General features: G+C 71.7%; 9 protein-coding genes. 8 read left to right on the top strand and 1 reads right to left on the bottom strand.

Translation table 11 applies throughout. The features are described from left to right. Nucleotides 1-270: 270 nt before the first annotated feature. From FDA94_RS30205 to FDA94_RS30195, 3 genes are read left to right on the top strand one after another with little or no spacing between them, the layout of a single operon-like run. Nucleotides 271-948 (top strand): response regulator transcription factor, encoded by a 678-nt coding sequence (locus FDA94_RS30205; protein ID WP_170991193.1) that lies wholly within the window; start codon nt 271-273, stop codon nt 946-948. Nucleotides 949-971: 23 nt separating this feature from the next. Further along, nucleotides 972-2,318: a sensor histidine kinase gene (locus tag FDA94_RS30200; protein WP_246060227.1), complete on the top strand. Its 1,347-nt coding sequence runs from the start codon at nt 972-974 to the stop codon at nt 2,316-2,318. After that, a complete protein-coding gene (locus tag FDA94_RS30195) occupies nt 2,315-2,842 on the top strand; it encodes a hypothetical protein (RefSeq protein WP_137250457.1) in 528 nt (175 codons plus the stop codon). Before FDA94_RS30200 ends, FDA94_RS30195 begins: the two co-directional genes overlap by 4 nt. Before the next feature lie 4 nt (nt 2,843-2,846). On the opposite strand, the gene FDA94_RS30190 is transcribed toward FDA94_RS30195, so the two are convergent. Beyond that, nucleotides 2,847-3,263: a MarR family winged helix-turn-helix transcriptional regulator gene (locus tag FDA94_RS30190; protein ID WP_137250456.1), complete on the bottom strand. Its 417-nt coding sequence runs from the start codon at nt 3,261-3,263 to the stop codon at nt 2,847-2,849. 71 nt (nt 3,264-3,334) lie between these two features. Here FDA94_RS30190 and FDA94_RS30185 point away from each other — a divergent pair, with 71 nt between their 5' ends. The 5 genes from FDA94_RS30185 to FDA94_RS30165 all read left to right on the top strand — a co-directional run bounded on the left by FDA94_RS30185 (nt 3,335) and on the right by FDA94_RS30165 (nt 9,095). After that, a complete protein-coding gene (locus FDA94_RS30185; protein ID WP_137250455.1) occupies nt 3,335-3,787 on the top strand; it encodes a nitroreductase family deazaflavin-dependent oxidoreductase in 453 nt (150 codons plus the stop codon). Nucleotides 3,788-3,876: 89 nt separating this feature from the next. Beyond that, entirely contained in the window at nt 3,877-4,953 is a 1,077-nt protein-coding gene (locus FDA94_RS30180; protein WP_137250454.1) for an aldo/keto reductase, read from the top strand. 14 nt (nt 4,954-4,967) lie between these two features. Next, a complete protein-coding gene (locus tag FDA94_RS30175) occupies nt 4,968-5,435 on the top strand; it encodes a dual specificity protein phosphatase family protein (RefSeq protein ID WP_170991192.1) in 468 nt (155 codons plus the stop codon). 62 nt (nt 5,436-5,497) lie between these two features. Further along, entirely contained in the window at nt 5,498-5,881 is a 384-nt protein-coding gene (locus tag FDA94_RS30170) for a CU044_2847 family protein (protein ID WP_137250453.1), read from the top strand. Further along, nucleotides 5,862-9,095, top strand: coding sequence for an nSTAND1 domain-containing NTPase (locus FDA94_RS30165; protein WP_137250452.1), 3,234 nt, complete (start codon nt 5,862-5,864; stop codon nt 9,093-9,095). The genes FDA94_RS30170 and FDA94_RS30165 overlap by 20 nt, the downstream gene beginning before the upstream one ends. Nucleotides 9,096-9,134 lie beyond the last annotated feature (39 nt).

The following is a 9,134-nucleotide window of genomic DNA, read 5'->3' as shown; positions in this document are numbered from 1 at the left end:
CGCGCCCGCTCGGACGGCGCCGGCGCCGGCGCCGCGGAGGCCCGCGACTGCTCCGGGACGGGCGACGGCGACGCGGCGGCCGGGGCGGCGAAGGTGAGCGTGGCCGCGACGAGGCCGATGGCGGCCAGAGTGAATCGCATACATCCTCCTAGGTCTCGACCCGGGATCCTGGCAGCGCGATGTCCGCTGGCCATGAGCGGAATGTCATGAGCGTGTAATGAACGTCGCTTCCGGCCGTATATGTGCTGATCAAGCCGGATACTGGGTCGCGTGGCCCGGGTGATGCTCATCGAGGACGACCAGTCCGTCCGCGAAGGACTCCGGCTGTCGCTCAGCCGCCACGGCCACGAGGTCGCCACCGCCGAGACCGGCGAGGAGGGCCTGCGGCGGCTGCGCGAGACGACGATGGACATCGTCGTGCTCGACCTCATGCTGCCCGGCCTCGACGGCTTCGAGGTCTGCCGCCGGATCAGGGCCGGCGGGCACCTGCCGATCGTCATGCTCACCGCCCGGGGCGACGACCTCGACGTGGTCAGCGGGCTGGAGGCCGGCGCCGACGACTACGTGGTCAAACCGGTCAGGCCGCGCGTGCTGGAGGCGCGCATCCGCGCCGTGCTGCGCCGCTGGGCCGCGCCCCTCGACGCCGGTCAGGAGACCTACGGCGATCTGGTGATCGACCGGGGCGCGCTGACGGTGGCCAAGAACGGGATCCCGCTCACGCTGCCCCCGCTGGAACTCCGGCTGCTGCTGGAGCTGTCGGCCTCTCCCGGCCAGGTCTTCAGCCGCCAGCAACTGCTGGAATCGGTCTGGGACCTGGACTTCCTGGGCGACTCGCGGCTGGTCGACGCGTGCGTGCAGCGGCTCCGCACCAAGATCGAGGACGTCCCCGCCCAGCCCCGCTACGTCCAGACCGCACGCGGCTTCGGCTATCGGTTCGGCCCCCTGTGAGGGGGCTGCGTGCCCGTTTGGTCGTGGTCTTCGTCGTGCTGGCGGGGCTGAGCGCGCTCACCGCCGCCGGGCTGGTCTACAAGCAGGCCCGCGACCTCATGCTGACCCGGACCGAATGGTCGGTCGTCAACGAGTTCCGGCTCCGCGTCTCCACCCTCACCGAGAACATGCAGCACCCGCCCAGCCGGGCCGCCCTGCAACAGCTCGCCAACGGCGTCGCGCCCGCGTTCCTCGACGCGACCGGCGCGGCCGTCTACGGCGACTCGGGCCTGGTCGCGTCGGGCGACGCCGTCGCGGCCCTGACGGCCGGCCTGCGCCGGCGCGTGGCCGCCGAACAGCGCCTCGTCTACCAGCGGGTGGTGCGCGACGGCGACCCCTACCTCGTGGTGGGCACGCCGGTGCTGCTGCGCCGTGAGGGCGTGCCGTCGGGCGTCGAGGTCTACCTCGTCTCCTCGCTGCACACCGAGGCCGCCGACCAGGAGGCGCTGGTCGCCGCCGCGCGCAACGGCGTCCTGCCCGTGCTGCTGCTGGCCGTGCTGTTCGCGCTGCTCGCCGCGGGCGGGGTGCTCCGGCCGGTACGCGACCTCGACCGCGCCGCCCGCCGCCTGGGGGCCGGAGAACTCGACACCCGGCTCAAGGTCACCGGCCGCGACGAACTGGCCCGCCTGGTCAAGACGTTCAACGCCACCGCCGAGGCGCTGGAGACCAACGTGTCGATGGCCCGGCGGTTCGTCGCCGACGTCTCCCACGAACTGCGCACCCCGCTGGCCTCGATCCTCGCCATGGCCGAGGTGATCGAGGAGGAGTCGGCCCGGCTCGACGGCGACCTGCCCGAGGCGGCCCGCCTGCTGAATCTGGAGGCCGGACGGCTGGTGAAGCTCGTGGAGGACCTCATGGAGATCTCCCGGTTCGACGCGGGGGCCGTCGGCCTCGTCGTCGACGATGTGGACGTGGCGGAGGCGGTGGCGGCGAGTCTGCGTACACGGGGGTGGACCTCGGAGGTCGAGGTGGACATCGGGCCGGGGGTGCGCGTCCGGCTCGACCCGCGCCGGTTCGACGTCGTCATGGCCAACCTGGTCGGCAACGCGCTGCGGCACGGCGCCAAGCCGGTGACCGTCTCGCTGGACGAGGGCCACGACGTCGTCATCGAGGTCGCCGACGCGGGCCCCGGCGTCGACCCCGACCTGCTCCCGCGCGTGTTCGACCGGTTCTCCAAGGCCGACGCCGCCCGCACCCGGTCGGACGGCAGCGGCCTCGGCCTGGCCATCGCCCTGGAGAACGCCCGCCTCCACGGCGGCACGATCGAGGTCGGCAACCGCCCCGAGGGCGGCGCGGTGTTCCGGCTCACGCTGCCCAGGGAACCGCGATGAGATATCTGCTGGCGGCGCTCCTGCTGGTGGCCGGGTGTGGCATCAGCCCGACGGGCGTACAGGACGGCGGTGAACCCGCGAGCGGCTTCCAGCCCAGCATGCGGCTCTACTTCGTGTCGGGTCAGCGGCTGAAGGCGGTCACCCGGCCGATGCCCTGGCCGTCGCTGAAGGAGACGCTCAACCTGCTCGTCGACGGCCCCAGCGAACCCGAACGCCGCCTCGGCCTCGCCACCGACCTGAACGGCTGGATCGGCGCCCTGGGCGCGGTCACCGCCGACGACGCCAAGGTGCGGATCACCGTCGAGGCGCCCACCGCGGCCGCCGTGCCGGTGCCGGCTCCCCGCGAGAGCTTCGCGGCCCAGCGCGACCGCCTGCTGTGGCTCGGCCAGCTCACCTGCACGGCCGCCGCCGCGCTGGCCGCGCGGTCGAACATCGACGCCGACGCGGTCACGGTCGTGGTCCGGCGCGGCAGGGAGAGCTTCGGGTCGTTCCGCTGTTCGGAGTTCCCGCGCGCGGCCGAATGACCGCTCAGCAGCCCCCGCCGCAGCGCTTGATGATCTCGGCCATCGCCTGCTCGAAATGGGTGCGCCCCTCGGGCGTGAGGGTCGCGACCAGCCCTTCGAGCTCGGCGTGGACCTCTTCGTAGAAGGCCGTCGCCGCCCGCCGCCCCTCGTCGGTCAGCGTCACCGCCAGGGCCCGCCGGTTGCCCGGCACGGGAGTGCGCCGCGCCAGGCCGCGCTTCTCGGCCCGGTCCATCAGCCCGGTCAGGGCCGCCTTCTCGACGCCGAAGCCCGAGGCCAGCTCGGCCATCCCCCGAGGCCCCTCCAGCAGGACGCACAGCAATTTGGCCTGTACGGGGGTCAGATCGTGACGCTGGGAGACACGCGTGTACAGGCCCTGCACCAGCCCGGAGAGCTGGACCAGCCCGATGGCGACGTCGTTCATGGACGTAACGGTACATCGTGCATATAGTTAGCGCCGCGTACAGTACGCGTCATTAACCAACCGAGGTGCCCATGACCTTCGACACCCCCGCCGGAACCCGTGGCGGCCGCCGGCCCGGCGGACGTCTGTTCATCTGGTTCAACAAGCTGATGGCCCGCCGCATCCGCAGGAGCGGCAGCTTCGGCGGCTTCAACGCGCTGGTCCTGACCACCGTCGGCCGCAAGTCCGGCCAGCCGCGCACCACTCCCGTCGGCTGGTTCCCGGGCCCCGACGGCACCTGGCTGATCGTCGCCTCCGCCGCCGGTGCGGCCGGAAACCCGGCCTGGTACTACAACCTCGCCGCCCACCCCGACCAGGTGCGCATCGAACTCGACGGCACGACGTACGACGTCACCGCCGACCAGCTGCACGGAGCCGAACGCGAGCAGGCCTGGAAGGAGATCGTCACCAAGTCGCCCCGCTTCGCCGAATACCAGGAGAAGACCGACCGGCAACTGCCGGTCATCCGCCTGAAGTCCCGCTGACGGCAGGATCGTGCAAGAGGTCGACCGGATCTGTCTACCCCTTCTCGCAGCTCAGCGCTTCGATGGAGGAAGAAGAAAGGAGCACGATCATGCCGCTCGACCACTACGTGACCCTCGGACGCTCCGGCCTCCGCGTCAGTCCCTTCGCCCTCGGGGCGATGACGTTCGGCGACGACCCCGGCTCGGCCGGGTGCGACGTCGAGGAGTCGGAGAAGATCCTTTCGACCTACCTCGACCGGGGCGGGAACTTCGTCGACACGGCCAACTTCTACAGCAACGGCCACTCGGAGAAGATCCTCGGCGACTACTTCGCCGCCCGGCCCGGCCTGCGCGGCCACACGGTCGTGGCCTCGAAGTTCTTCGGCAACATGCACCCCGGCGACCCCAACGGCGGCGGCGCCGGCCGGGGCTCGATCATCGCCCAGCTCCACGAGACCCTGCGCCGCCTCCAGACCGACTACCTGGACCTCTACTGGCTGCACAACTGGGACCGCAACACTCCCCTGGAGGAGACGATGCGGACCCTCGACGACCTGGTGCGGGCCGGCAAGATCCGCTACATCGGCTTCTCCAACACCCCCGCGTGGGTGATCGCCCAGGCCCAGACCACGGCCCTGCTGAGGGGCTGGACCCCGCTGATCGCCCTCCAGGTCGAATACTCGCTGCTGGCCCGCACGGTGGAAGGCGAGATCGCACCCCTGGCCCTGGACCAGGGCCTCGCGCTGACCCCGTGGAGCCCCCTGAAGAACGGCTTCCTGTCGGGCAAGTACCGCAGGGGCGCCGAGGTGGCCGACTCGGCCAGAACCGCCTACGTGGGCGGCCCGACCGAGGAGGAGTACCGGGTTATCGACGTCGTGGCCCAGGTCGCCGAGGAGACCGGCGCGACGTCGGCGGCGGTCAGTCTGGCCTGGCTCCGCGCCCGCCAGGGCACGGTGGTCCCGATCGTCGGCGCCCGCCGGGTCGAACACCTGGAGAGCAACCTCGTGGAGGCGGCCCTCTCCAAAGAACAACTCCGGGTCCTGGACGAGATCTCGGCCCCCACACTGGGCTACCCGGCGGCGGTCAACGGCGAGGTCCGCTCGATGCTCCAGTTCGCCGGCACGACCGTCGACGGCGAGCCGTCGACCGTATATCCGCCCTTGCTCCAGAGTTCCGTGCGTTACTGACGCAGAATGGACGAATGGAATACAGGTCCATTCCCTTTGACGACCAGCCGTGGCACGAAATCATCCCCGGACTCTTCATGGGCGGCCATTTCCGCAATGACCCCGGAGGCCTGCTGCCCGTGGTCGTGGCCGACGAGTTCGACGTGGTCATCAGCATGATCCGCCTCGACGGCCACGGCCCGGGGGCCTCCGCCGTCCACCACGCCTGCCACGTGCCCGACGGCCCCTTGAACCCGGCCGAGATCGGCGAGGTCTGCGCCATGGCCGACCTCGCCGCCGAGGCCGTGCGGTCTGAGCTGAAGGTCCTCGTCAGGTGCAGGGCGGGCTACAACCGCTCGGGTCTGGTCGTGGCCCAGGCCCTCCTCCTGCTCGGATACGGCCTGGACGACGCGATCAACCTGGTCAGGACGCGCAGATCCGAGTTCGCACTGCACAACAGGTATTTCGTGGACTACCTGACGGCCGGGTTGGCTCAAATGTGAAATAGAGGGCCGCCTTCAAACATCTCAGGGTGAAATGATTCGACGCGGGCTATCTTCTGCTCATGTTGATGCGGATCCCTCTCGACGACACTCCCGGCGCGCCCGTGATGGTGGTGGAAGTCGACTACGACGACATCGCCGACGAGCCGGGCGTCGAACTGGTCTCCGACATCGGCCCGAGCAGAACCGCCCAGGCGTTACGCAGCCTCGCCGACACCTTCGACACCCTCGAACCGGCCGTGTCGGCGATCGTGACCCGGCTGCGGTCGGCGGCCAGGGCGCCCGACGCGATCACCGTCGAGTTCGGCCTGAAGTTCGGCGGCGAGACGGGCGTCATCTTCACCAAGGGCAAGGCCGAGGCCGCGCTCAAGGTGACGGTCACCTGGAACGGTCCAGGGTCGGCCGTGGTCGAGGAGAGCGACGAGGATGGCCAGGACCAGCCCTGACCGCTACATCGCCCGCGTCCTGAGCCGGGCCACCCGCAAGCCGGTCGGGGTGGCCTTCGCCGCCGGCGACCGCCACGTGGTGACCTGCGCCCACGTGATCAACACCGCGCTGGGCCTCGGCGACGAACGAACGGCCGACGAACCGACCGGAGCCTGGATCGAGGTCGAGTTCCCGTTCGCGGCCGACTCCGGGAGCCGGGTGACCCGGATGGCCCACGTCGTCCGCTGGATGCCGCGTGAGGGCCTCCCCTTCGAGGAGACCGACGTGGCGGGTCTCGAACTGGAGGCCGAGCTCCCGCCCGGCGTCGAACCGGCCACTCTGGTGGCCGACGACGGGCCGTGCGGCGAGCGGCGGGTCGGCGCGTGGGGACCGAACCGCGACAGCGGGCCCGCCCGAGCGGGGAACGTCGTCGGGACGCTGGCCGGCGCCTACGACGCGGCCCGCCTCCAGGTCGACGTCGACCTGCGCGGCTCCTTCCGGGTGCAGGGCGGCTACAGCGGCGGCCCGGTCTGGGATCAGGGCACCGGCCAGGTGGTCGGCATCGTGCAGGCCGTGCCGACGAGCGGCAGGGCCGACGACGTGTACGTCATCAGCGCCGCGACCCTGGTCCGCGCCTGGCCCGAGGTGCTCTACCGGCCGCCGCCCAACCCCTATCGGGGCCTGAGCGCGTTCACCGAGGCCGACGCGCCGTTCTTCTTCGGCCGGGCCGACTTCGTGACCGAGCTGGTGACCGCCGTCGAGGAACGGCCGCTGATCGTGGTGGCCGGACGGTCGGGCGTGGGCAAGTCGTCGGTGGTCGCGGCCGGGCTGGTGCCCCGGCTCCGCGAGCAGGGCTCCTGGGCGGTGGGCTCGTTCCGGCCGGGCGACGACCCGATGACCCGGTTGATCGGGGCCGTCGCCGAGGCGGCGGGGCTTCGGCTGCCCTACCCGATCAGGGAACTCCAGGCGTGGCAGGATCGGCTGGCCGAGGGCGGGCCGGCCGCCGTGGCCCGCTATGTCGGCGTCGCCACGGGCACGTCCCGGCTGCTGCTGATCATCGACCAGTTCGAGCAGGTCTTCACTGAGTGCGGCCCCGACCAGCGGGCCGCCCTGTTCGACGTGCTGAACCGGCTGGTGGCCGAGCGGCCAAGGTCCGTCCGGGTGGCGGTCAGCATGCGCACCGACTTCCATTGGCTGCTCACCGAAGCCCCCGAGCCTCTGGGCTCCTACGCCAAGGAGCACTGGCACCATCTGCGGCCGATGTCGGCCGGGGAACTGCACCTCGCCGTCACCGGCCCCGCCCGGGTGGCCGGCGACGTCACCTTCGCCGACGGGCTCGCCGAGCAGATCTGCGACGAGTTCAAGGGCAGGCCGGCCGAACTGCCGCTGCTGGAGTTCACCCTGACCCGCCTGTGGGAACTGCAACAGGGCCGCAGCCTCACCCTCCGCTCCTACCGGGACCTCGGCGGGGTCAACAGCACGCTGGCCCTCTACGCCGAGGAACGCTTCGGCGTGCTCACCCCGGCCCAGCAGGAGGCCACGCGGCGCATCTTCACCGAACTCCTGCAGCCGGGCGACCACGAGATCGCCCGGCAGATCAGGCGGATCGACCTGCGTTCGGACGACTGGCCGACGGCCGAACTGCTCCGCGACGCCCGGCTGCTGGCCATCACCACCGCCGCGGGCGGCGACCAGATCGTCGAGGTCGCGCACGAGGCCCTGCTGCGCGGCTGGCGGCGGCTGGCCGACTGGGCCGCGCTGAGTCAGGACTTCCGGGTGTGGAAGGCGGGCGTCATCGCCGACCGCCAGCGCTGGGAGAGCAACGACCGGGAGGCAGACCAGTTGCTGCGCGGCTCCGCGCTCGCCAAGGCCGTCGAGATGGTGGCCGGACACGCCGCCGACTGCGAGGGCGTCGCCGAATACGTGACCCTGAGCAGGTTGAACGCCGACCGCGAACGGGCCGAGCGCCACAACCCGCTCTTCCAGGTGGCCGCCTCCCGGCTCGCCCGGGAGAGTGAGGCGGTCCTGCACACGAACGTTCACTTGGCGCTCGCCCTCGGCGTCTGCTCCCTGCAGTCGGCGCCGACGGCCGAGGGGGAGGAGGCGGTGCGGCGGGCGCTCGCCCTCGCCGGTCCGGTCCACAGACGCCTGCTTCACGGGGGCGCGGTGCGTTCGGCGGTCTTCAGCCCTGATGGGCACTGGGTGGCGACGGCCGGCCTCGACAGAACGGCGCGGGTGCGTAACGCGATCTCGGGCGCGGACCTGGCTTGGCTGGACCTCCGGGGCCCGCTGCAGTCGGTCGTGTTCAGCCCTGACGGAACCAAGCTCGCGACCGCCGACGCCGACGGATCGGCGCGGGTGTGGAGGGTATGCGCGGAGGCCGACATCGCCCGGCTGGAACACAAGGGTCCGGTCTACGCGGTGGTGTTCAGCCCGGACGGGAACCGGATCGCGACGGCCGGCGACGACGGTACGGCCCAGGTGCTGGGCGGGGGTCTGCTCCGGCTCGACCACGACGGCGGCCCGGTGTGGTCGGTGTCGTTCAGCCCGGACGGAGGCACGGTCGCGACCGCGGGTGAAGACGGTTCGGCCCGGGTGTGGGACGCGTGGTCGGGTGCGGAGCTGGTCCGGGTCGACCACGGCCGCCGCGTGTGGTCGGTGTCGTTCAGCCCGGACGGAGGCACGGTCGCGACGGCCGGAGAAGACGGTTCGGCGCGGCTCTGGAAGACGGAGTCGGGCGCGGAACGGGTCCGGCTGGACCACGGCGATGTCGTGTACTCGGTGACGTTCGACCCCGGGGGCGGACGGGTGGCCACGGCCTGCGCCGACGGGGTCGCCCGCGTGTGGGACGCGGCCACCGGCGCGGAACTCGCCCGGATGGACCACGGCGCCTGGGTGTGGCGGGCGTCGTTCAGCCCCGACGGCGGCCGGGTCGTGTCGGCCGCCGTGAACGGTTCGGTGCGCGTGTGGGACGCGGCCACCGGCCGGGAACATGCCCGGGTCGACCACGGCGGCTGGGTGTGGTCGGCGGTGTTCAGCCCCTGTGGGAGCCGGGTCCTGTCGGCGAGCGAAGACGGCGCGGCGTGGGTGTGGGAGGCCCGCGCGGGCCTGACCACCGAGGAACTGATCACACAGGGACTGGGGCGCCTCGCCAAGAACCTGACCGAAGCGGAATGGCAGCACCACATGGGGCCGGACGTCCCTTATCGACGCCTCAGAGAAGACCTCCCCTGACGCGAAAGCGCCCGTCCCCCGGGGAAGAGGACGGGCGCT

It is taken from the genome of Herbidospora galbida, from assembly GCF_005233835.1.
Lineage (GTDB): Bacteria > Actinomycetota > Actinomycetes > Streptosporangiales > Streptosporangiaceae > Herbidospora > Herbidospora galbida.
This window is presented reverse-complemented; position numbering and strand designations above follow the sequence as displayed.

Excerpts from the sequence above, each read along its gene's own strand:
- FDA94_RS30195 (WP_137250457.1), top strand. The coding sequence starts at position 2,315 with ATGAGATATCTGCTGGCGGCGCTCCTGCTGGTGGCCGGGTGTGGCATC.
- FDA94_RS30190 (WP_137250456.1), bottom strand. The coding sequence starts at position 3,263 with ATGAACGACGTCGCCATCGGGCTGGTCCAGCTCTCCGGGCTGGTGCAG.
- FDA94_RS30185 (WP_137250455.1), top strand. The coding sequence starts at position 3,335 with ATGACCTTCGACACCCCCGCCGGAACCCGTGGCGGCCGCCGGCCCGGC.
- FDA94_RS30180 (WP_137250454.1), top strand. The coding sequence starts at position 3,877 with ATGCCGCTCGACCACTACGTGACCCTCGGACGCTCCGGCCTCCGCGTC.
- FDA94_RS30175 (WP_170991192.1), top strand. The coding sequence starts at position 4,968 with ATGGAATACAGGTCCATTCCCTTTGACGACCAGCCGTGGCACGAAATC.
- FDA94_RS30170 (WP_137250453.1), top strand. The coding sequence starts at position 5,498 with ATGTTGATGCGGATCCCTCTCGACGACACTCCCGGCGCGCCCGTGATG.
- FDA94_RS30165 (WP_137250452.1), top strand. The coding sequence starts at position 5,862 with ATGGCCAGGACCAGCCCTGACCGCTACATCGCCCGCGTCCTGAGCCGG.